This is a genomic window from Frankia sp. AgPm24 (assembly GCF_023243055.1).
GTDB lineage: Bacteria > Actinomycetota > Actinomycetes > Frankiales > Frankiaceae > Frankia > Frankia umida.
In genome coordinates this window covers 1-22,613 of sequence record NZ_JALKFW010000003.1, presented here as the reverse complement: position 1 = coordinate 22,613, position 22,613 = coordinate 1, and the positions used below count along the sequence as shown (strand labels likewise).

Sequence of the window (22,613 nt, the reverse complement as noted above, 5' to 3'; positions counted from 1 at the left end):
GACGCACCGCACCCGCACCGGCACCGGCGGCCCACCCCCATCACCGTGGGCACCAACCCGGACACTCCCAACCCCCAAAGTGCCGGCGTTCTGTTTAGATTGACTACATAGCCGAGCCGCTCGCCTCCGCTGGGCCCACAACGCAGTTAATCTTCCGGACGAACACCGGCTGCGATGCGCACGACGGAGGCAGCCGTGACCTGGGGTCGGCATGCAGACAAGAACGGCAACACGTCCGGCGGCAGCAGCACCGGCCGCAACGGGCAGAAACGTGGAGGGCGCACCTACACCGCCGACCAGGTGGTGGCGGCCGACCTCGGCGTACTGACCTGCCCGCGCTGCTCAGGCGCGGGCGACCTCTTCATCCCGAAGGCGGAGATGGACCGTAGCGGCTCGTTCGACGGCTCCGACGAGGTGACCTGCCCGCGCTGCGGTGGCACCGGAACGGTATCGGCATGAGCGAGGACACACCACCCGAGCACGAGGCCGCGGGATCGGAAACGTCGGAAGGGCCGACCGGGCCGCCGCCGCAGGTACGCGCGCTGTTCCCCACCTGCCCCCGATGCCGCCGCGAACGCGCGCGGACCCTGCGCGCCGCACGCACCGGAGCCGCGGCCCGCCGCGGCCTGCCGCGGCTCACCCTGCACCGACCAGTGCTGCGCTGCCCACACATCCCGGACGTGTGGGCTCCCGGCTTCGGCCCCGGCGCCGAACCGCCCTCGGGTTCCGGCTGGCCGACGCGTCCGGCCGGCCCGGCCTGATCGCGGCCCGACCGAAACCGACCACCGCCCGCTTCGACGCTGGCAAGGCTCGACGCTGGCAAGGCTCGACGCTGGCTAGGCTCAGGGACATGGAGCTGCGCGAGGCGATGCGCACGGCCGGGGCCGTGCGGGAGTTCACCGACGAACCGGTCCCCGACGGGGTGCTCGAGGGTGTGCTGGAGGCGGCCCGGTTCGCGCCCAGCGGTGGCAACCAGCAGCCCTGGACGGTGCTGGTCCTGCGCGACCCGCGGCTGCGCCGGGAACTGCGTGACCTCTCCCAGCTCGGCTGGCGGGAGTACGTGGCGCAGCGTGACGCCGGGGTGCGCCCGTTCGCGCCGGGTCCGGACGGGCGCTGGCAGGGTCCCGCCATCGACCTCGACGCCGCGGCGCGCACACCGGCGCCGAGCCCGTTCGTCGACCACCTCGACCAGGTGCCGGTGCTGCTGGTTCTGCTCGTGCGGCTCACCGCGCTCGCGGTCACCGACGTGGAGCTGGAACGCCACAGCGTCGTCGGTGGCGCGTCCATCTACCCGTTCGCCCAGAACATCCTGCTCGCCGCCCGTGACGTCGGCCTCGGCGGCACCCTGACCACCTTCGCCGTGCGGCGCGAACCCCGTCTCGCCGAGTTGCTGCGCATCCCGGCCGACCACGCGATCGCCGCCGTGCTCACCCTGGGCTACCCGACCCGCCAGCCTCGGCGCCTCACCCGCCGTCCCGTCGCCCAGTTCGCCCACCTGGACACCTTCGACGGCCCTGCCTTCGGCACCAGCACGACCTGAGCCGACCTTCGGCCCCCTGTCAGCATCGGAAAAGACCGAAGCAAAGAAATCCGACGATAGCCCGGATGGCCGACGTCACCGGTCAGGGTGGTTGACGCCGAAATCCCGTCCGGCGACGGGATACAACGCCGGAGTTGACGTTTCTTTGAAGCCCCGATGGTCAGATGTACCAGGACCAGGTCACTGCGGCAGAACGGTCACGCGGTGGCGACGGAGATTCGGGGGAATCATGGTCAGCGAATTCCTGTCAGACCGCGGCGTCACCACGGAGGACGGCGACGCCGCACTGGGCCAGGGCGGCGGGGCGGCGGGCGGGCGGATCGACGTACACCATCACGCGATGCCGCCGCAGGTGCGGGCATGGCTGGTGGAACATGGGCAGTTGCCGCCGGTCGGCGGGCCGCCGTTCGCGAACTGGTCGCTGGACGCCGCGCTCGACACGATGGACCGGGCCGGGATCGAGCTGGCGTTGCTGTCCGCGGCGATTCCCGCCGAGTTCACCTCGACGCCGGAGCTCGCCGCCGAGCTCGCCCGCATCGCCAATGACGCGCTCGCCGATCTGGTCCGCGCCCAGCCGAACCGGTTCGGATTGCTGGCGAGTATTCCGCGGGCGACACCGGAGATCGCGGTGGCGGAGATCCGCCGGGCGTACGACGTGCTACATGCGGACGGCGTGCTGCTCATGGCGCACGACGGGTTGACCTATCTGGGCGATCCGGTGTTGGCGCCGATGATGGCCGAACTGAACGCGCGCGACGCGGTGGTGCTCGTCCACCCGTACAACCTGCCGGCGACCGGATCGGTGGCGATCCCGCCGTTCGTCGCCGACTTTCTCGCCGACACGACCCGCGCGGCCGTCCAGCTGGTCGTGCGCGGCGATCTGGACCGTTATCCGCGCATCCAGTGGATTCTTGCCCATGGCGGCGGATATCTTCCGTTCCAGGCGGCGCGACTGAACCTTGGTCAGGCGTTCGGTTACGGGGTCGACCCGGGGGTGCTGCGGGCGGCGCTGCACCGCTTCCACGTGGACACGGCCGCTCCCATGTCGCCGTACAGCACGCCGAGCCTGCTGGCCGCGATCGGCGCCGAGCACATCCTGTACGGCTCGGACTACAACGCCGTGCCCGCGGACACGGTGCTCGCCGCGCAGGGTGCCCTGCTCGCCGACCCGGCGTTGAACGCCGTCTCCCGGCGCCGCATCGAGCGCCGCAACGCCCTCGTCCTGTTCCCGGACCTCGCCCGTCGCCTCGGCGATCCCGTTCGGCACCTGCGCGCCCAGCCCTGACCCACCGGCCCTGACCCACCGGCCCTGACCCACCGGTCCGGGCGCCCGGTAGCGGGATGCCATCGGCCAGATGCCGGTGGCATCCCGAATACTGGTGACCAGACACAGCGGCAAGGTCAGGCACGCGGTCACGGTCAAGGAGGACCTGATGCAGCCAGTAGCGCCATCCGGACGGCAGGCGGAGCTCGTGCACGGCGACGCCCGGGTGGTCGTCACCGAGGTCGGGGCGGGGCTGCGGGAGTACCAGGTGGGCGATCGGCACATCCTGGATGGCTATCCGCCTGACGCGATGGCCAGTCGCGGCCGCGGCCAGTTGCTGGCGCCGTGGCCCAACCGGATCGCCGACGGGCGCTACGCGTTCGCCGGCTCCACCTATCAGCTCGCGCTGAACGAGGTGGCGCTGCGCAACGCCACCCATGGACTGGTCCGCTGGTCGGCCTGGCAGCTCGAGCAGTCCACGCCGGACGCGGTGCGCGCGTCGTTCGTGCTGCGGGCGCAGAGCGGCTATCCGTTCACCATCGCCTTCACCGCCGACTACCGGCTCGCCGGCGACGGGCTGACGATGACCTTCACGGCGACGAACGTGGGCGCCGGCCCCGCCCCGGTGGGCCTGGGCGTGCACCCGTACTTCGCGGTCGCGGGCCTGGGCGGCGGCGCCGAGGTCGCGGACGAGGTGACGCTCACCGTCCCCGCCGCCACCCGTCTGCTCACCGACGACCGCCTGATCCCCACCGGCACGGCCCCCGTCGACGCCCACCCGGTCGACGGCGGCCCGGCCGGCACCACCGTGGGCTCGTTCGACTTCCGCCGCGCCCGTCCGATCGGCGAACTGGTGCTGGACACCTGCTACACCGATCTCGCCCACGATCCGGATGGACGGGCGCGGGCGGTGCTCGCGGTCCCCGGCGGGGACGCGCTCACGGTGTGGATGGACGAGGCCTGGGGGTATCTGCAGGTCTTCACCGCGGACACCCTGGGGCCGGCGCAGCGGCGGCGCAGCATCGCGGTGGAGCCGCTGACCTGCCCGGCGAACGCGTTCAACAGCGGTGCGGGGCTGCGCACGCTGGCCCCCGCGGAGTCCTTCGGCGGCTCCTGGGGCATCTCCCCCGCGTTCGGCTGAGTACCCGTCCCACGTTCGGCCGGGCGCGCGTCCCAGGCCTGGCCGGACGTGGGATCGCCCTGTCCCGCGCGGGCAGGACGCGGATCACATCGCGTGCGTGTTCCGACCGGCGCAGGTTACGTCGCCCGGTCAACGCGGAAACTCCACTGTTACGCGACATCGGCACGTGACGTGACGGACTCTCAGGTCCAGATACTCACCGCGACAACCAGGCGCAAAATTTTTCGCTCGCGGCACTGATACACCGAACTTCTAGGCAAGAATTCCCTTCGTAGCAGGAGTTTCTTACTCCACCCCCCGATACTCTCGGTGACTCGTCAAGCTGGACGAGGAAAACGCTCCGCCCGGTGACCCTCCCGGGCACACAGAGCCACGCTGGTGTCCATATCCGCAGATCAGGATCTCTGGCTGCGTGACAGACGCAGATGCGGGGTCTATGGTGCATCCCAGCCGCGTTCGCGGAGTTCAGGTGCACCGGAGCACCGTCCGCCGACCCGCAGCCACCCAGCATGGCGACACACCGTCAGTGTCGAGTTACTCACCTTCTGCTTTCATCGGCATCCACCCGTTCGGGGGACGAAGACGTGGCATCCGGCTCCACCTTGTTTTCCCGGTACACCGTCGCGCGAGCGGCCAGGCACCGAGACGCCGCGGGTCCGGTATCCCGCGGCCAGGCCGCGCCAGCGGCCTCGACAACGCCCGGAGCGCTCCTGACGCGCCCCCGCCCACTGGCCCTGGGGACCGCCGCCGCGGTGCTGGCGCTGGCCGCCGGCTGCGGCTCGTCCGGCTCCTCGGGTCCGTCCACGGCCGCGAGTGCCGCACCCACGACGCAGGTCGTGACATCCATGAGCGGGGAGAAAGTCACCGTCCCACTCAGGATCAACCGAATCGCCGAGCAGTTCCCCGCCCATACCATGACCGACATCATGCTCGGGGTGGGTCCGAAGCTCGTGGCGATCCCGCAGAACGTCAAGACGATTCCGTTCCTGCGCAAGGTGTTCCCCGGTGTGAACGACCTGCCGGAGCTGTTCCGCAGCGGCGGCAAGGTGAACATGGAGGAGCTGCTCAAACTCAGGCCGGACGTCGTTTCCACGATCGACGGCGGCGCCACCCTCACCCCGTTCCAACAGGCCGGGCTGCCCGCACTGAACATGGACTTCGACACCTTCGACCAGCTCGTGCCGTCCATCGAACTCGCCGGAAAGGTCTATGGCGGCGAAGCCGCGACGCGGGCCAAGGCATACGGGGAATACGTCAACGCGAAGCTCGCGATGGTGAAGTCGCGGCTGGCGAGTCTGCCGGACACCGAGAAACCAAGCGTGGTGCATGTCGCGAGCTACCCGCCCCTGGTGGTGGACGGCGGCAAGTCCCTCATCGACGGCTGGATCAGGCTCGGTGGCGGCACGGACTCCGCCAGCGGCGTCAAGGGCACCCACGTCACCGTCACCATGGAGCAGTTGCTGCAGTGGAACCCGGACGTGCTCGTGGTCGAGACCCCCGGTGGTGACCAGGGGCTCGCGGCGAACACCGCCCGGTCGGTGATCAGCGAGTTCGAGAAGGCCCCGGGCTGGAAGAGCCTGAAGGCCGTCCAGACGAACCGCGTCTACCTCAACCCGCAGGGTCTCTACCCGTGGGAAAGGTTCGGTCCCGAGGAGGCGCTGCAGATCCAGTGGATCGCGAAGATGCTGCACCCTGACCTGTTCAAGGATGTCGACATCCGCGCCGAGACGCGTTCCTTCTACCAGAAGTTCTTCGACTACCAGGTGACCGACGCCGACCTCGACCAGATCCTCCAGGTCGGCTCCCGGTAATCACCTCTGGACGGGAAGGGCCGCGCCCCCGGCGCAGTGACACAACCATGATGATGCGATTCGGCCTGCCCGGCGGACGCGGTGATCTCGGCGGTAACGGTGCCACCTCCACGGTGGAACTCGCCCGGATCGCCGAGACCCTCGGCTATGACAGTCTCTGGTTCACCGACGGCCACCTGAGCTCCGTCGGCTCCCGCACGGTGACCTCCCGGCCGTCGCCGATTCCGCTGGCCGCGGCGGTCGCCGCCGCCACCACCCGGATCAGCCTCGGCTTCACCGCGCTGCACCTGTCGATGCACGACCCTATCCAGCTCGCCGCCGACCTCGCCACCCTGGACCACCTCAGCGGCGGTCGGGTCATCCTCGGCATCGGCTGGCCGGTGGACGCCTACGCCGCCGCCTACCGCGGCGGCACGGAGCCGGCCGCCGCCGATCTGCCCGAGGCCCTCGACACGCTGCTCGGCTACTGGCGCGGCCGGACCCGCAGCGCCGCCGACGGCACGCAGTACCGGGTCGGCCCGATCCCGCTGCAGCAGCCGCACCCACCGATCGAGATCTCCCCACGCTCGGAGGAGTCGATCATCTGGGCGGCCACCCGCCGCCACCGGCTGGTCCTGCCCGCGGTGACGACGACCGCGTCGATCGCCACCTGCGTCGCGCTCTACACCGCGCACGGTGGGCAGGCCAGCGACATCCGGATCGAACGGTTCTGCCTGGTCGCCGAGAGCGACGAGGCCGCCCGGGAGCGGGCCACCCCGATCGTCGTGCGCCTCACCAGGCGCCTGGCCGCCCTCGGTGGGGACGAGCACGGCCACCAGATCGTCGGCGACAGCGACTTCGATCCGTCCCGGTTCCAGGAGGACACCGCGGTGATCGGTAGCCCCACCACCGTCGCCCGTCGGATGGCGCTCCTGCGCGACTCGCTCGGCGTGGAACGGATCAACCTACGTCCGTCGTTCAGCGGTACCGCGTCGCTGGCGATGCAGCAGAGCACCGTGCGGATGTTCGCCGGCAAGGTCGTCCCGCTGCTCGCCCAGCCCGCGACCTTCCGGGCGATGTCATGAACCGCCCCGCCCCGCCCTCGGCCGCCGCCACCGCCGACACGAACCCTTCCACCGGTGCGGATCTGACCGCCGCGACCGACACCGCGACCGAAGCCGCTCCGGCGAAGGGACGACGCGAGCGGGCCACCGCCAGGGTGCGACTCACCATCGGTGACCACATGCGGGTCGTCACGCTCGGTGTGGTGCTGATCGTGCTGGTGGTGGTCTCGTTCGGGCTCGGACGGTTCACCCTCAGCCCGTGGACGGTGCTGCGGGTCCTCGGCCACGAGCTGTTCGGCATCGGCGACGCGGTCGGCGGCCAGGACCGGGCCGTCGTCATGGACATCCGGATGCCGCGCATCCTCGCCGCGCTGCTGGTGGGTACGGCGCTGGCGTCATCCGGCGCCGCGTACCAGACGATGTTCCGCAACCCGCTGGTCTCCCCGGAGATCCTCGGGGTGGCCGCGGGAGCCGGGTTCGGCGCGTCCGTGTCGATCCTGATCGGTCTGGACACGTCGCTGCTGCAGATCATCTCGTTCGCCTGCGGGCTGACGGCGGCGGCGCTGTCGATGGCCATCGCCCGGTTCGTCGGCCGCGGCTCGCTGATCATTCTGGTCCTCGGCGGCATCATCATCGGTGCGATGTTCAACGCGCTGATCTCCAGCGTGCAGTACTTCGCGAACCCGGAGACGACCCTGCCGGAGATCACCTTCTGGTTGTTCGGCAGCCTCGCCCGGGCCAGCATGCACAGCCTGATCGTGCCCGCGATCATCGTCGCGGTGTGCCTGGTCGTCCTGTACGCGGTGCGCTGGCAGCTGACGGTGCTCGCCACCGGGGACGACGAGGCGCGTTCGCTCGGCGTCAACCGGGCCCGGATCTGGACGCTGACCATCGGTGCGTCCACCCTGATGACCGCGACCGCGGTCAGCGTCGCCGGCATCATCGGCTGGGTGGGACTGGTCGTTCCGCATCTGGCCCGCTTCGTCGTCGGACCGTCGTTCAACCGGCTGCTGCCGGTCGCGGCCATCATCGGCGCCGCCTACCTGCTGGCCGTGGACGACGTCGCCCGCACCGCGACCTCGCTCGACCTGCCGCTGGGCATCCTGACCGCACTCATCGGCGCACCGTTCTTCGTCGGACTGCTCGCGAAGGCGGGACGCCAATGGCTGTGACCGGAGCGGAGAACGCGACCAGTGTGACGCCCGCGGCGCCGGAATCATCCGTGCCGTCGCCGTCACCGGGGGTCGCCCCGGCCGCGCCGTCGGCCGCCTCGGCCACCTCGGCGCCGCAGGTCGAGGTCAGCGGCCTGTCGTTCGGGTACGGACGGCACGGTCACCGGATCGTCGACGTGTCCCTGTCGGTGGACTCCGCCGAGGTGTGCTGCCTGCTCGGACCCAACGGCGCCGGTAAGACGACGTTGTTGCGCTGCCTGCTGGGCCTGCTGCGCCCGCAGAGCGGCGTCGTGCGCATCGGCGGACGCGATATCAGCGAGTTCACCCCGCGTGAACTCGCCCGTCGGGTCGCCTACGTGCCGCAGTCCACCTCGTCGCCGTTCCCGTTCACCGCGCTCGACATCGCCGTCATGGGCCGCACCCCCCACCTGGGGCTGCTCGAGGCACCGGGTGTCACCGACCGCCGCCGGGCTCTGGAGCAGCTCGAACGGCTCGGCATCGGACGCCTGGCCGAACGATCCTTCGCCGCGCTCTCCGGCGGCGAACGTCAGCTCGTCCTGCTCGCTCGGGCGCTGGTGCAGCAGGCCGGGATCCTCATCCTCGACGAGCCGACCGCCGCCCTGGACTACGGCAACGAGGTCCGTACCCTGCTCGTCGTCGCGGAACTGGCCCGCGAGGGGCACTGCATCATCATGACCACCCACCAGCCCTCACATGCCCTGACGTACTCCAACCGGGCGGTGCTGATGCGCGACGGGGTGGTCATCGCCGACGGTCATCCCGACGATGTCGTCACCGGCGAACGGCTCAGCGACCTGTACGGCGTCCCCGTGCACGTCACCGGCGTGACCCTGCCGCCCGGCCACGGCCGGCGCGACATCCGTACCTGTGTCCCGATCCCCACCAGCCCGTCGGGCATGGTGCGCCCGTCCGGCGCGGGCCCCGGCTCCGGCCTGGGCCCCGGCTCGGTCGCGCGGAGCGGGGATTGAGTCCCGCGGGACGGCCCGGGCCCGGCGGTGCTCCCAGCCGCCGCCCGGCGAGCACAGTACCGGGCCCGGCGGCCCTGCCCCCGCCGTTCGCGGCCACCCGGCCATTCACCGCGGTGCGGTCAATGCCGACCGACGCATGTGCCGTTCCCGGCCGACGAATGGTCGCGACCAGCAGTTCACGACGGTCATCGCAAAGTAACCCCGATTGATTTCCCGAAACCGCTTCCACCGGAATCCAGACCACGTTATAGTTTTTTCCAGAGGGTCCGTACCGGTTCACGGATCAGCGCGATTCACCAGCCGAGCATGCCGCACCAGTCGAATCTGGTTCACCGGCCGCGCGTGGTGTGCCTGTCAGTACGGTTCACCGGTCAGCGCGGTTCGCGAACAAGTGCGACCCCGGAGCACTCCGACAGCCCAGCACCCCTGCGCGTCGGACGGCATTTCCGCCCAGCTTGGCACAACACCGTGACCGCGCTCGCACCGGACCCGACAGCACATCTGGTTCACTCTGTTCACCGCACGCTGCGAAGTGCACTGGAGAAGAGATGACCTCGTCCGAGATCGTCGTTGATCCGTCCCGGATACGCCAGTTCGGCGATCCCGCCGGTACGGTTTTCTGTCTCGTGACCAATGCCAGCCTCATGGACAGGGTCCGCCTCGTCCGGGACGCCGCCTACGTGGACTATCGCATCATCGACTTCCGCGGTGGTGAGGACGAGTTCGCCCGTCTCATGCGCGAGGAGGTACCCGAGCAGGCGCACGTGCTGGTCATGTCGCCCGAGGCCTTCTTCCAGTCACCGCCGGTGGACGTGCTCGGCCCGCGACGCAAGCTGCTCGGCATGGCCTGCAACTCCACCCCGACCGACCTCGAAACCCTGAAACACTTCCTGACCTGCGTCGAAGCGACCGACCCGCAGGCCCAGGAGGAGTTCTCCGACCGCTTCTTCGAGCTCGCCGAACGTGGTGAGTCCCTGGAGTACCGTGACGACCGGTACGGCACCGTGGCGGTGCTGCGCCTGTTCGACCGGGAGCTGGTCTGGAACCAGCAGGCCGGGCTGGTCGGCTGGGGCGAGCAGCAGATCGTGCCCGCCGGTGAGATCAGCGTACTGCCGATCGAGATCCGGTCTTTTGAGGACTACCTGCGCCTGCCGCTCGACGGCGATATCGTCTTTCAGGGGTACCCGATCCTGCACTCGGGCACCCCGTCGTTCTCCCGGAACGACCAGGAGCGTATTCACGGCAAGTTCTGGCCGATGCGCGAGTACGCCGTGATCGCCCACGTGGAAAACGGACTCATCACAGAAACGTCTTCCCCGAACCCGGGTGGGCATGTTATTCTGGAAATGTTCGAGGCGCTCTTCACGGTAGACTCCCGATACCGACTGGTCTGGGAGATCGGCCACGCGCTGAACACCACCCTGAACATTCTTCCCGGTAATCACGCGATGAACGAGGTCTACGGCGGAACCCAGGGCTGCCTCCACTGGGGGATCGGGCTCACGCCGTTCACGCAGTACCACCTCGACATCATCTCGCCGGGAACCGTCGTCCGAAACGACCAGGGCGACATCATGCTCGGCACGCCGACCGACGCCGCCGCGTCGACGGCGACCCCAAGAAGTCCGGTTGGTCTGGCCACCTGACCGGGTCGGGGCGAGGTTCTCCTCGTCTCTCACCGCACTACCGTGGATAACCGGAAGGAGGTGATCACTGTGGAGAAGGTCGCGCAGAAGAAGATCCAGGTGAAGAAGAACGACCGCTACCTGGGCACCCTCCTCGGCTGAGATGCCGCGGGGTAGGGGTGGGTTGACTGGACCGGGTTAGCCCACCCCGACTCGGGGCGCAACGCGCAGCGTTGCGCCCCGAGTCCCAGGAATGTTCACCGCGTCCCCTCCGGTCGTCCCGCCACGCGTCAAAGCCATCCGTCACCTACCATCCCGTTCTCCGTCGCGTCGCGCATCCTGGTGGTCCCCCCCATGGCACAGTTCGTCGTGCGTCCCGACTCCCATCGGGAGTTCCCCGGCCCCCACAACACGTTCTGCCTGCTCACCCAGGCCGACCGGGCCGCCGACTTCGCCGTGGCCACAAGCGAGCGTTACCGCGAGGTCGTGCACCGCACGATCGAGGCCGACCAGAGCCTGGCCAACGCCCTGCGCGCGCCGGGGATGCCCGTCGAGGCCGACGTGTTCGTCGTCTGCCCCGACCGTTTCCTGGTCTCCCCCGAACCCGACGAGATCGGGCCGGGGCGGCGTCTGGCGGCGATGCCCTGCGGTTCCACCCCGGTCACCGACGCGCACGTCGCCTACTTCCTCGACGTCGTGCAGCGCACCGACAGCGGCACGCTCGAGGCTCGCGCCGACCGGCTGTTCGAGGCCCTCGGCGACGCGGACGAGGTCCTGCTGGCCGACCACGCCGGCCACGCCTCCGCCCGCCTGGGCATCTCGGGTGACTACGAGTGGAACCAGCAGGCCGGGGTGCTCGGTCCGGGCGAGCAGCAGATCGCGCCGTCCGGGGAGGCCAGCGCCGCGCCGACCGGACTTTACCGCTTCGACACGTCCAGCCGGCTCGCCCTGCGCGGCAGCATCGCCCTGCGCGGCGCGCCGATCGTGCACCGCGGTGACAACCCGGCGGTCCTGCGCGAACAGGCGGAGCTGTTCGCCGACCTCGACGTGCTGCGCGACGCGACGATCGTGCTCGACCTCGCCGACGGTGCGGTCACCGACGTACGCGCCATCGACCCGGCCGGGCAACGTGCCGTCGACGCACTCGGCAAGCTCTACGCCGCCGACGAGTCCTATCGGATCGTCTGGGAATTCGGCATCGGCCTGAACCCCGAACTCGTCCAGCAGCCCGGCAACTGTGGCCTCAACGAGATGTTCGGCGGCGCCGACGGCACCGTCCACCTCGGCTTCGGCCTCACCCCGACGACCCGGTACGCGCTCACCTTCACCTGCGCCGACACGGTGATCACCGATGCGGCCACCGGCGCCCGGATCGCCGGCCCCGAGGCCCCGGTCTGCGCCGCGCGCGCCTCCGGATCGACGCCCGTCCGGCGGCTCAACCGGCGCCGCACCCCCACCTGCGGCTGCTGAACCGCCTACCTGTCACCGTCCCGCCCGGAAGGAGCCCCTCGCGATGACCGACGACCCGCGCAGCTGGTACGGAGACCCGCGGGCGGCCGCCGCCGCCCGCACCGCCGATCTCGGCGCGCTGCGCACGCAGGTCGACGACCTGCTCGACGCCATGATCAACAAGTTCTACGCCGAGATCCCCTACGCGGACCACCAGGCCCGCGGCGAGGAGCTCAACCTCGAGTACTACAAGCGCCACAACATCGAGACCATCCTGCGCCTGCGCCGCAAGCGCACCATCGACGCGCTGGCCATCAACTACTTCACCAAGCGTGACCCGGTCCGCGGTGCCGCCTGGGCCCACTACGTCGAGGACGAGATGCTCCACGACGAGTGGTTCGCCGGCGACCTCGGTCGCATCGGTGTCACCAAGGACGAGATCTACTCCACCGACCCGTTCCAGGCCACCAAACTGCTCACCGGCTACCTGCAGTACGGCATGGAGTTCGAGGGCACCCCGCTGGCGTTGCTGTGCAGCGTGTACTTCGTCGAGTACACGACCACCAAGACGCAGCCGTCCTGGGTGAAGAACCTCGAGGAGAAGCTCGGCCGGGAGAAGGTCGCCGGCGCCCGCCGCCACGTCGGTACCGACATCGACGACGAGCACGCCGACTTCGTCTGGGGTGTGCTCACCTCACTGGTGTCCTCCACCGAGGACGAGGCGAAGGTCATCCAGCACATGAGGATCGTCGCGAACCTGTGGGTGGCCTACTTCCTCGAGCTCTACCAGGCCGTGGTCGCCCCGGCGAAGAACTCCTTCGAGGCCGCCGGCTCGCTCGCCGGTCGGTTCGCCTGAGCGCGGCGGCCGGTCAGGCCACGATGCCCGACTTACCGTCGTCGCGGACCGTCATGCCCCGTCTCGACGAGCCCCCCACCGGCCAGGCGTCGGCGTACAACGTCGTGCGGTTCTCCCGCGACACCGACCCGCTCAGCGAGGCTGAGCATCACTGGTTGCGGGCGGGCCTGACCGCCGCCCTGCCCGACCTGCGGATGGACGCCCTGTTCGAGGCCCGGCCCGACCTGTTGCGCGAGGCGCAGCATCTGGTCGTCGGCGTCGAACGCGACAGCGGCGCACCCGTGTCGGCGCTCGGTGCGAGCTGGGCGGCCACCGCGTCCGGCCAGCCGTTCCTGCACATCGGCATCCAGTTCGTCGGCGCCCGGCTGCGCGGCGGCCAGGTGTTCGCCACCAGCTGGCTGGCGCTGCTCGAGGAGGTCATCGTCACCGGTGGTTTCCCCTACCTGGCGGCGCTGCGCACCTACAACCCCGTCGCCTACTGCGCGATGCGCTCCTACGGCGAACTGCCCGGCGCCGCCCTGTATCCGGAGACAGATACGGCCCCGGAGACAGATACGGCCCGGGCGGGGGGTGCGGTGGCGACGGGCGGCGCTGGCCATGGTGGGGGGGAGGGCGCGGGCGGCCGCGAACCGCGGGTCATGGCGCTGGCCCGCGAGATCGCGGCCGCTCTCGCCCCGCACGCGCCCTTCGCTGCCTCCAGCGGGCGTCTCACCGGCATCGGCGTGCCCCGCGACCTGTACCGCACCCGTCCACGCTGCGACGACGCCCGGGTCAACGCCCATTTCGAACGGCACACCGAGCCCGGCGACCGCGTTCTGTGCGTGGTGCGCATTCCCGCGGAGACCGTCGAGGCGATCATGGCGAACTTCGTTCGCCGGACCGACCAGAACCACCGGTCCACGCGTGCCTCCGCCCGCTCCGCGTAACCGCCCCGAACACTGGCCGGTTCTTCTTTCACCCACCCCGACCCCACCGCCGTCGCCCAACAACACGGTGGGGTCCCAGGACACAGGAGCACAGGTGCTGGATCTGACAGGCAAGGTCGCGGTGGTCATCGGCGCCGCGTCCGGTATCGGCCGTGCGATCGCGATCAGCCTGGCCGCCCAGGGCGCCACCGTCGACTGCGGTGACATCGACACCGCCGGTGTCGAGGAGACCGCCGCCACCATCGTCGCCGCCGGTGGCACCGCGAAGGCGACCACCACGGACGTCCGGCTCTCCGCCGATGTCGACACGCTGCTGACCAGCGTCGCCGCCGAGCACGGGCGGCTCGACATCGCCGTCGGCACCCCCGGCATCAACATCCGCAAGCCGCTCATCGACTACACCGACGACGAGTACACCGCCGTCACCGACGTCAACCTGCGCGGCTCCTTCAACGTCCTGCGCGGCGCCGGACGGATCATGGCCGTGCAGGGCAGCGGCAGCATCATCGTCATCTCGTCGATCTCCAGCCGCGCCGTCGAACCCGGTCAGGTCATCTACGCGGGCACCAAGGCCGCGCTCGCCCAGATGGTGCGGGTCTTCGGCGCCGAACTCGGGCCCATGGGGGTCCGGGTCAACGCGATCGCCCCCGGCCCGGTCGAGACGGCGCTGACCGTGCCGATCCGTTCGTCCTCGGCCTGGGCGGACGCCTACTCGGAGAAGGTGGCGCTGCGCCGCTGGGCGAAGCCCGCCGAGATCGCCGGCCCCGCCGTGTTCCTCGCCTCGGACGCCGCGAGCTACGTCAACGGCGAGGTCCTCTTCGTCGACGGCGGCTGGGTCGACCTCGACGCCAACTTCGCCGACGAGAAGGCCGTCGAGACCGACACCGACGCCTCCGCCTGAGCGGCCGCGCATCACAGCACAGCACCTCGTCATCGATCTACCAGGGGGAATCGCACGTGAACATCGCCGTCATCGGCGCGACCGGAGTCGTCGGCCGGGAGTGCCTGACCCTGTTGGACTCGGGCCTGGTACCCGGGGTCGACCGGGTGGTGCCGGTGGCCTCGGGCGGGTCGGCCGGGCGCGACCTCGGCGCGGAACTCGGCCTGAACCTGAAGGTCGAACCGGTGGTCGCGCTCGAGGAGTTCGACCCGTCCACGGTGGACGTCGCCGTGTTCAGCGCCGGCGCCCCGATCAGCACCGCCTACGGCCCGATCGTCGCCGCGGCCGGTGCGCTCGTCGTCGACAACAGCTCGGCCTTTCGGATGGACGACGACGTGCCGCTCGTCGTCCCGCAGGTCAACCCGCAGGCCCTGGCCACCAGGCCGGCCCGCGGGATCGTGGCCAACCCGAACTGCTCGACGATCCAGCTGGTGCGGGCGCTGCATCCGTTGCGCGACATCGGCGAGATCGACCGGGTGATCGTGTCCAGCTACCAGTCGGCGTCCGGCGGCGGGCTGCGCGGCCTGGAACAGCTCGCCGACACCACCCGCGGCCTGCTCGACGGCGCCGACCCCGCGGACACCACCGCCGGCAGGTTCGGCCCGCCGCTCGCGTTCAACCTGATCCCCGAGATCGGCCTGCGCGATGACGACGGCCATTCCCACGAGGAACGCAAGCTGCGCCGCGAACCCCGCAAGATCATGGATCTGCCGGGTCTGCGGGTCGCCGCGACCGCGGTGCGGGTCGCCGTCATCAACGGCCATTCCGAGGCCGTGCACGTCACCTTCACCGCCCCCGTCCGCCCCGAGGATGCCCGTGCCGCCCTGCGCGCCGCGCCGGACCTGCGCGTCTACGGCGATCCCGAGCCTGGGGGCAGCCCCGCGAATGCCTATCCGATGCCACGGTTCGTGTGCTCCTCACCGACCGAACGCCGCCTCGTGCACGTCGGCCGGGTCCGCTCCGACCCCGATGACCCGCACGCCCTGTGGATGTGGGTCGTCGCCGACAACCTGACCGTCGGCGCCGCCCTGAACGCCCTCCAGATCGTCGCCCTCGCCGCCGGGACGCCCTGGTGGCGCTGACCACTGAGCTGACGGCCGCATCGGACCTCGGGGACGAGTCGGCCTCGGCCGAGACGCTCGTGCTGAAGTTCGGCGGGGCGGCGTTCGCCGCCCCCGGCGCGCACCGCCGGATCGCCACCTACATCGCCGAGCGGCTGCGCACGGGGGGCCCAGCCGCCTTCGACGACACCACCGGCGATCCGGCCGGCACGTCCGGCCGGGGGCGGGCGGTCGTCGTGGTCAGCGCGGTCGCCGGGGAGACCGATCGGCTCTCGAACGCGGTGCGGGCCGTGAGCCCCGACCCCGACCGGGAACTGCTCGCCGCGGCCCTCATGACCGGTGAGACCGTCAACGTCGCGGTGATGACCGCCGCGCTGCGCGACGCGGGCCTCACCGCACTGCCGCTGGGCCCCGCCGACGCGGGCCTGCTCGGCGCCGGCGAGCCGCACAGCGCCGAGTTGCGGGCCATCGACCCGTCCGCGCTCACCGCGCGCCTGGCCGGGCAGCCTGCCGGGACGGTGCTGGTCGTCCCCGGTGGGCAGGCCCTGGATGCCACCGGCCACCCGGTGATGCTCGGCCGCAACAGCTCGGACCTGTCCGCGATCGCCGCCGCCATCGCACTCGGCACCCCGGCCTGCGAGATCTTCTCCGACTCCCCCGGTATCTGCACCGCCGACCCCCGTCTGGTTCCCACCGCCCGCACCCTGGCCACCGTCGACCACGACACGATGATCACGATGTCCCGCCACGGCGCCAAGGTCCTGCACCACAGCGCCGTCGACTGGGCCCGCCGCCACCAGGTGGAGATCCACTGCCGCTCGCTGTTGCCCGAGGGCCGAGTCCATTCGATCGTGGGTACGGCCGCCACCAGTGCGGCGGCCGTGCTCGTCCACACCCACGGTGCGGTCTGGACCGGCGCCGCCTCGCTCGTCCACGACCTCTGCGCCGAACTCACCGCACAGGGTTCGGACGCCGTCGTCGTCCAACCCGACAGGTCGTCGCTGGTCCTCGCCGACACGGTCCGGGATCTGCGGGGCCGCGGCCTGCGGCCGTGCCCCGAGCTACGTCTGGTCACCACGCTGTTCCCGGACGGCCGGCTCGAACACCGGCTCGTCACCGCCGAGGACGCCCCCGGCGTCGCCCGCGCCGCGCACGACGCCGTCTTCCGACCGTCCCCGCTCGCCACCGTCGGCGCCCCGCCACCCGCACCCTGACCAGCACCCCACCGCCGGGACCGTGCGCGGACCGTCCGACCTACCGGCGGTCCGCGCGCTGACGCCGACCGGAGCGGTCAGCGGCGGAGGTCGGCGGCGGCGCGCACACCGGTGGCGGCGCGGGTGATGACGTCCAGGCCGTGGTCGAGGACGTCGGTGCGCCACTGGGCGTCGTCCGGGTTGAAGGCGGCCCGCATCAGGTCGCCGATGTGGGCGCGCCCGGCCTCGTCGACCGGGCCGCGCTGCTGCCACAGCCAGTTGTCCCCCTGGAGGGCACGCAGCACCGTCAGGCCGTCCTGGGTGCCGAACTCGCAGGTGATGGCGGTGATCTCGGGGGCGCCGGACGGCCAGTCACCGAGTTGTGCCACCAGGGCACGGGCGGAGTTGCCGCCGATCGGCGTGGAGCTGGACGTGCCCTCCTCGGAGTCGGTGAGGACGTCACCGAACCAGGCGCGGGCGCGGCGCGGAGCGTCCGGATCGGGGCCGCCGCGAAAGATCGGCTCGGCGGCGCCGCGGGCACCGAGGCCGCTGTGCAGGTCGATGTAGGCGACCCGTTCGTAGCCGGTGAGGAAGGTACCGATGGTGGAGTGCCAGGTGCGGTGGGACCAGCTCGGCGCCGAGCCACCGTAGAAGAGACCGTCCGGATGGGTGTACTGGCCGCCGGTGATCCGCTGCTGCACCTCGCGCAGGCCAAGCCGGTCGGCGTGGGCGAACAGGGCGGTGTCGGCCGCGGCGTGGGCGGGGCCCTCCCAGTCGCCTGGCAGCAGGGCGTCGTGCAGCTCACCGTAACCGCGAGGCGCCGGCGGCTGGTCGTGGTCGATGAAGTTGCGGTTGATGTCGACGTTGTCCTCGTTGACCCGGCGGCGGTGGGCGAAGCCGAACGGGTTGAGCGCGTGGACGAACACGATCGGCAGGTCCGTCCAGGCCGTCTCCCGCAGCACACGCAGCTGGCAGGCGGACCCGGCGAACCCCTCGATGCCGTGCGTCCCGCTGACCAGGACCAGCACCGCCGGCCCCGTGGCGGCGCCGATCCGGGCGACGTCGGTGGTCAGCGCCTCGCCGGACGGGCCGAGCGGCCCGTCCAACGTGCTGGACGCGAGCTGCGCGCCGCGCTCGACGGCCGCGTCCAGAAAACGACGCCGTGCCTGGGCGTAGTCCGCGCTGAAGTACACCTGCCCGTCCTTCCCGTCAGTTCCGGGGCGCGCCGGCCGGTTGGCTGACCGGGGCCGCCGGATCGGCCGCGGGCCGCGGTGGCTGATCCGGCGCCGACGCACCGACGGCCGGAGGCCGCGCCTGACCGCGCACCTGGCCGAGCACGGTCACCACGCTGGTGATCCCGATGAGCAACACGAACAGCCCGCGGTAACCGTGGCTGTCCACCACCGCGCCAGCGACGATCGGGAACGCGAGGATCGCGACCTCGAACAGCAGCCCGGCCATCGGCAGCATCCGCACCCGTTCGGCCGGGCCGGCCAGGTTGACCGCGCGGGCCTGGAAGGCCGGCAGCCCCAGACCGTAGGTGCAGCCAAGCAGCAGCGAGGCGAGGCAGTACAGCACCGGGCTGGACCCCACGAACACGAAGGCGACCGAGGCTGCTGTCATCCCGAGGGTGGTCAGGGCGACGACCCGGTCGGACGCGCTGTCGGAGAGCCTCCGCGCCAGGCCCAGCCGGACCGCGATGACGGCGATCGTGTAGGTCACGTAGAACACGTCGAAGTCGAGGTGCCGGCTGTCGGCGAACGTGGTCTGGAAGCTGTTCATCGTGGTGAACACGCAGGCGCTGAGCAGCACCATCGTCAGCGGCACGACGCTCGGCGAGCGCAGCATCCGCCGCACGTCCCTGCCAGCACCACCGTCGTCGCCGGCCGGTGTGCCCCCCGCCCGCGCTGGCTGCGACCCGGATGTAGACACCGCTGGCGCGGCCGTGGCCCGGGCCGCGTTCGCCGCCGCCAGCCGGCGCAGCTGCACCGTCAGCGGGACGACCAGCACCGCGGCCCCCAGCGCCAGGCCCGCACCGACCAGGAAGACATGCTGGTAGGACAGGCCCGCGTCGCGCAGCCCGCTCCCGAGCACCGGCCCGATACCGAAACCGGCCTGGATGGTCCCGGTGGCGTAGCCGATCAGCGTGGCGCGGTTACGGTCGTCGGACAGCTCGGAGGCGATCATCGGGGCGGCCGTGTAGGTGACCGCCCAGGCGGTGCCCAGCACGATCGCGGCGACCACCAGCGCCGGCCCCTGGGAGTGCACGCTGGCCGCGAGCACCGCGGCCGCCGTGTACACCAGGCATGATCCGCCGAGCAGCAGGTTCGGTGCCACCGCCCGCGGATGGCGCAGCAGCAGTGCGAGGGCGATCGCGGTGGGGATCGCCGCCGCCGCGCACAACGCCCCGTAGGTCCGCTCGGTGCCACCGACCGTCTTCACGAACGGGCCGAGCAGCAGCAGCACCCCGAACGCCGACGACGACAGCAGCACAACGCCGAGCAGCAGCCACAGCACCGCGCGGTGGCCGCCCCCGGACGTGGCGTCGCCGCGCCGGTTCATCTCACCGACGTGCTCGGTGTGTACCTGCTCGATGTCTCTCGTCCCACAGCCCCGGCCTCTGGCCACTGTCGCCGATCACTGGGCCGCACTCTCGGCTACCAGCCAGCATCTGCGGATTGAAGGCCGACATCTAATCCGCAGATGCGGGTTGAAGCTAGCACAGGCTCCGAACGTTCGGACCAGCAATCCACATCTCGACCGGCCACCTCCGGCCAGGACGGCCACAGCATCCGTCAGCCATCGCCGGTCTTCCCGGCATCCGCCGAAGGTGTTCACAACATCCACCGGAGCTTGTCAGCGCTCCCGGTACAGAAAGCCGTGGCCGAGCAACCAGGAGACGTCCACCCGCGCCGGCGCACCGGGAATGAGGGTCCCGTCCAGCTGGTACTGAAGTCCGCCGCCGGGCTGCCCGAACCAGCCCGCGATCGGGCCGCCGTAGACGGCGAATGGCCGCAGGATCCGGTACTCGTGGTAGTCGCAGCCGGCCGCCGGGCTGTCCACCAGACTCGACGGTGGGATCGAACGCTCACGGTAAGGGGTGTGCGCGGGCGCCAGATAGCGGCCGCCTTCGGCGCCGTAGCGGTCGACGTCCGACCCCGGGGCGAGGACGGTCACAGCCTTCACCGGCGAGCCGTCCGGCCGCAGGACGAAGCCGTCCTGCGGCGGGTAGCGCCAGCCGGCGAACGCCGGGTCCCAGAAGACCTGCAGGAATCGCTGTTGCGGGAAATCCCCGGTGCGCGACCAGAAGTAGAGCTGATGCCCGACCTCGCCGAGCAGCGGCAGGTTCGCCGGCCCCAGCCGCGCGTCCTGCTGGTAGAGCTGCGTGGAGCAGGTGTCCAGCGACACCGTGGGCGGACGCACCTGCGGCGCCGGCACTCCGGTGACCAGCGGCGGCGATGCCGCCTGAACCGTCGTCGCCCCGCCGAACACGAGCGCCAGCGCGCCCACCGCCGACGCGACCAACCTCCGAGCGCGCACCCGCGACCCTCCACCCCATCACTGCCAGCACGTAATGGTGGCGGACAGTAACAGCGCGGCCCCTCGCGGCGAACGAAGGTGACGCTGGTGTGTGCCCCGGCGTGGCGTGGCGTGGCGCACCGCCAGCCGCGCGGGTGACCGGCTGGCCGGTATCGACACCCACCGTGCTCAGCCCTGGTTACGCTTCTGACCATGACGGATGTGGACGGCGACCACCCCGCCCCGGCACCACCCGGCCAGTCCGCCGTCAGCTCGCAGGAGCCGACCCGCACGCCGACGGCGCGGCCGTTTCGTCAGGTGGACGTCTTCACCACGACGCCGTTGCTGGGCAATCCCGTAGCCGTGGTTCTGGACGCGACCGGCCTGGACACCGCGACCATGCAGGCCTTCGCCCGCTGGACCAATCTGTCGGAGACGACCTTCGTCCTGCCCCCGACCTCGCCCTCGGCGGACTACCGGGTGCGGATCTTCACCGCGTCGACGGAGCTGCCCTTCGCCGGCCATCCCACCCTCGGGACCTGCCATGCCTGGCTCGAGACCCAGGCTGACGCGGCCAGCCGGACGCGCTTCCGTCAGGAATGCGCCGCCGGACTCATCCCACTGCGCCGCACCCCGGACGGACTGGCCTTCGCCGCACCACCGCCGCGCCGCACCGGACCCGTCGACCCGGGTCTGCTTGCGGGGCTCGCGACGATGCTGGGCATCCCCCCGGACGAGATCGTCGACGCCGCCTGGGCGGACAACGGACCGGGCTGGATCGCGGTCCTGCTCGACAGCGCCGAGGCGGTCCTCGCCCTACGGCCCCGTGATGTCGACGGGAGCATCGGTGTGGTCGGACCCTGGCCGCCGGGTTCACCCACCGCCTTCGAGGTCCGCGCCTTCCTGGGCGGCGGCGGCGTCACCGTGGAGGACCCGGTGACCGGCAGCCTGAACGCCTCCGTCGCCCAGTGGCTGATCGCCACCGGACGGGCCCACCCGCCCTACACCGTCAGCCAGGGTGCGGCCCTTCACCGCGCCGGACGGGTACGGATCACCGTGGACCCCGACGGGACCGTCTGGGTGGCGGGTGCGACCATCACCTGCCTGAGCGGCACGGCCCTGCTCTGACCGTGCCGCCAACGCGGCGACCGGATCAGTTCTCGACCCAGCCGTAGCGTTCCGCGATCCGAATGAGCTCGGCGCGAATCCGCACGATCTGCGTGCTCGTCAACGCCGGGTCGACCCGCAGCAGCGTCTCGGTGACCTCCTGCGTGAGCTCCCCGACCGGCAGGACGTCACACAACCCGTCGGCGTCCTCCGCGTGCGAGACAACCCGCACCGGCGCGATCGGGGACACGGACGGCTCCGGCGCCGACCCCACGATGCGGGCCGCACTGGCTTTCAGCCCGCGTTCGCCTTCTTCCACCTTGAAGTCCATGAGGACACCCGGCACGACAAGATGCTTTTCCACCAGAAGATCGTTCGCGTGGAGAAAGATATCGTCGCCGCCGTCGCTCGGGGCGATGAAACCATAGCCACGAACCTGATCGAACCGAAGAACCTTACCTGTACTCACGACTCACCTCAGCAACACCAGAAAGACTTTGTCCCCGCCGTGACAGCCCGTACCACTCCACCACCAACACAGCGGACCCGACCTAAGGGCACTCAGCATACCCGCCCCGCCAGCACTCTGTGCACCGACTCCGAACCACCGCCCGACGCGCAGCCCGACAGTGACTCGGCCGACGCGGGTTCATCGACCATCCGACCCGACTCGGCTCCCATTGACGACCACTTCCGCGAGCACGGGAGCAGAGCCCATGATATCGATCACATGTTCGATATTCGCATTCGACGGCACTATCCTGACGATGTCGACAGGCCGGTTCCACCCCCTCTCTCGACGCAGAACCGATCGGCGATCGATCCACCCGGGCGAAGCACCACCCGACCACCCCCGCGCCCCGGTATCGGCAGACCATCCACATGCCCGCCCGCAATGCCAACACTCCGGCCAGAGCAACCCGGGCGCCACCACCGCACCCATTCCGCCCAGACCCGACCCCCGACCCGACCCGACC

21 protein-coding genes are annotated in these 22,613 nt (G+C 70.9%); 17 read left to right on the top strand and 4 right to left on the bottom strand.

The features are described from left to right. The first annotated feature begins 174 nt into the window (after positions 1-174). The 16 genes from MXD61_RS01680 to MXD61_RS01605 all read left to right on the top strand — a co-directional run bounded on the left by MXD61_RS01680 (position 175) and on the right by MXD61_RS01605 (position 17,031). Entirely contained in the window at positions 175-459 is a 285-nt protein-coding gene (locus tag MXD61_RS01680) for a hypothetical protein (protein WP_163550740.1), read from the top strand. After that, on the top strand, positions 456-761 hold the full coding sequence (locus tag MXD61_RS01675) for a hypothetical protein (protein ID WP_248811098.1): 306 nt from the start codon (positions 456-458) through the stop codon (positions 759-761). Before MXD61_RS01680 ends, MXD61_RS01675 begins: the two co-directional genes overlap by 4 nt. A gap of 89 nt (positions 762-850) precedes the next feature. Then, positions 851-1,540: a nitroreductase family protein gene (locus MXD61_RS01670; RefSeq protein WP_248811097.1), complete on the top strand. Its 690-nt coding sequence runs from the start codon at positions 851-853 to the stop codon at positions 1,538-1,540. A 229-nt stretch (positions 1,541-1,769) separates the two neighbouring features. After that, a complete protein-coding gene (locus MXD61_RS01665) occupies positions 1,770-2,825 on the top strand; it encodes an amidohydrolase family protein (RefSeq protein WP_248811096.1) in 1,056 nt (351 codons plus the stop codon). Between the two features lie 148 nt (positions 2,826-2,973). Continuing rightward, positions 2,974-3,945, top strand: coding sequence for an aldose 1-epimerase family protein (locus MXD61_RS01660; protein ID WP_248811095.1), 972 nt, complete (start codon positions 2,974-2,976; stop codon positions 3,943-3,945). 845 nt (positions 3,946-4,790) lie between these two features. Further along, positions 4,791-5,756: an ABC transporter substrate-binding protein gene (locus MXD61_RS01655; protein WP_248811094.1), complete on the top strand. Its 966-nt coding sequence runs from the start codon at positions 4,791-4,793 to the stop codon at positions 5,754-5,756. 47 nt (positions 5,757-5,803) lie between these two features. Continuing rightward, positions 5,804-6,820: an LLM class flavin-dependent oxidoreductase gene (locus MXD61_RS01650; RefSeq protein ID WP_248811093.1), complete on the top strand. Its 1,017-nt coding sequence runs from the start codon at positions 5,804-5,806 to the stop codon at positions 6,818-6,820. After that, positions 6,817-7,971 carry an iron ABC transporter permease gene (locus MXD61_RS01645; RefSeq protein ID WP_248811092.1) on the top strand — a complete coding sequence of 385 codons (1,155 nt, stop codon included), beginning with the start codon at positions 6,817-6,819 and terminating at the stop codon, positions 7,969-7,971. The genes MXD61_RS01650 and MXD61_RS01645 overlap by 4 nt, the downstream gene beginning before the upstream one ends. Then, positions 7,962-8,960, top strand: a complete 999-nt coding sequence (locus tag MXD61_RS01640; RefSeq protein ID WP_248811091.1) for an ABC transporter ATP-binding protein — start codon at positions 7,962-7,964, stop codon at positions 8,958-8,960. The genes MXD61_RS01645 and MXD61_RS01640 overlap by 10 nt, the downstream gene beginning before the upstream one ends. A gap of 734 nt (positions 8,961-9,694) precedes the next feature. After that, positions 9,695-10,606, top strand: coding sequence for a hypothetical protein (locus tag MXD61_RS01635; RefSeq protein ID WP_248811090.1), 912 nt, complete (start codon positions 9,695-9,697; stop codon positions 10,604-10,606). A 333-nt stretch (positions 10,607-10,939) separates the two neighbouring features. After that, a complete protein-coding gene (locus MXD61_RS01630) occupies positions 10,940-12,055 on the top strand; it encodes a hypothetical protein (protein ID WP_248811089.1) in 1,116 nt (371 codons plus the stop codon). A gap of 43 nt (positions 12,056-12,098) precedes the next feature. Next, entirely contained in the window at positions 12,099-12,890 is a 792-nt protein-coding gene (locus MXD61_RS01625; RefSeq protein WP_248811088.1) for an iron-containing redox enzyme family protein, read from the top strand. A gap of 23 nt (positions 12,891-12,913) precedes the next feature. Further along, positions 12,914-13,816 (top strand): hypothetical protein, encoded by a 903-nt coding sequence (locus tag MXD61_RS01620; RefSeq protein ID WP_248811087.1) that lies wholly within the window; start codon positions 12,914-12,916, stop codon positions 13,814-13,816. A 94-nt stretch (positions 13,817-13,910) separates the two neighbouring features. Further along, on the top strand, positions 13,911-14,717 hold the full coding sequence (locus MXD61_RS01615) for an SDR family NAD(P)-dependent oxidoreductase (RefSeq protein WP_248811086.1): 807 nt from the start codon (positions 13,911-13,913) through the stop codon (positions 14,715-14,717). Positions 14,718-14,773: 56 nt separating this feature from the next. Then, positions 14,774-15,838 carry an aspartate-semialdehyde dehydrogenase gene (locus MXD61_RS01610; RefSeq protein WP_248811085.1) on the top strand — a complete coding sequence of 355 codons (1,065 nt, stop codon included), beginning with the start codon at positions 14,774-14,776 and terminating at the stop codon, positions 15,836-15,838. Then, entirely contained in the window at positions 15,829-17,031 is a 1,203-nt protein-coding gene (locus MXD61_RS01605) for a hypothetical protein (protein WP_248811084.1), read from the top strand. Before MXD61_RS01610 ends, MXD61_RS01605 begins: the two co-directional genes overlap by 10 nt. A gap of 77 nt (positions 17,032-17,108) precedes the next feature. Here the strand turns inward: MXD61_RS01605 and MXD61_RS01600 are convergent, their stop codons facing one another. From MXD61_RS01600 to MXD61_RS01590, 3 genes are all read right to left on the bottom strand, one after another. Beyond that, positions 17,109-18,203 (bottom strand): M14 family metallopeptidase, encoded by a 1,095-nt coding sequence (locus MXD61_RS01600; RefSeq protein WP_248811082.1) that lies wholly within the window; start codon positions 18,201-18,203, stop codon positions 17,109-17,111. Between the two features lie 16 nt (positions 18,204-18,219). After that, positions 18,220-19,638, bottom strand: coding sequence for an MFS transporter (locus tag MXD61_RS01595; protein WP_248811081.1), 1,419 nt, complete (start codon positions 19,636-19,638; stop codon positions 18,220-18,222). A 228-nt stretch (positions 19,639-19,866) separates the two neighbouring features. Further along, positions 19,867-20,550 (bottom strand): TNT domain-containing protein, encoded by a 684-nt coding sequence (locus MXD61_RS01590; protein ID WP_248811079.1) that lies wholly within the window; start codon positions 20,548-20,550, stop codon positions 19,867-19,869. A gap of 192 nt (positions 20,551-20,742) precedes the next feature. Between MXD61_RS01590 and MXD61_RS01585 the strand changes: the two genes are divergently transcribed. After that, on the top strand, positions 20,743-21,657 hold the full coding sequence (locus tag MXD61_RS01585; protein WP_248811077.1) for a PhzF family phenazine biosynthesis protein: 915 nt from the start codon (positions 20,743-20,745) through the stop codon (positions 21,655-21,657). A gap of 25 nt (positions 21,658-21,682) precedes the next feature. Here the strand turns inward: MXD61_RS01585 and MXD61_RS01580 are convergent, their stop codons facing one another. Continuing rightward, complete coding sequence (locus tag MXD61_RS01580) at positions 21,683-22,105, bottom strand: cold-shock protein (protein ID WP_163549287.1); 423 nt, start codon at positions 22,103-22,105, stop codon at positions 21,683-21,685. Positions 22,106-22,613: the final 508 nt, after the last annotated feature.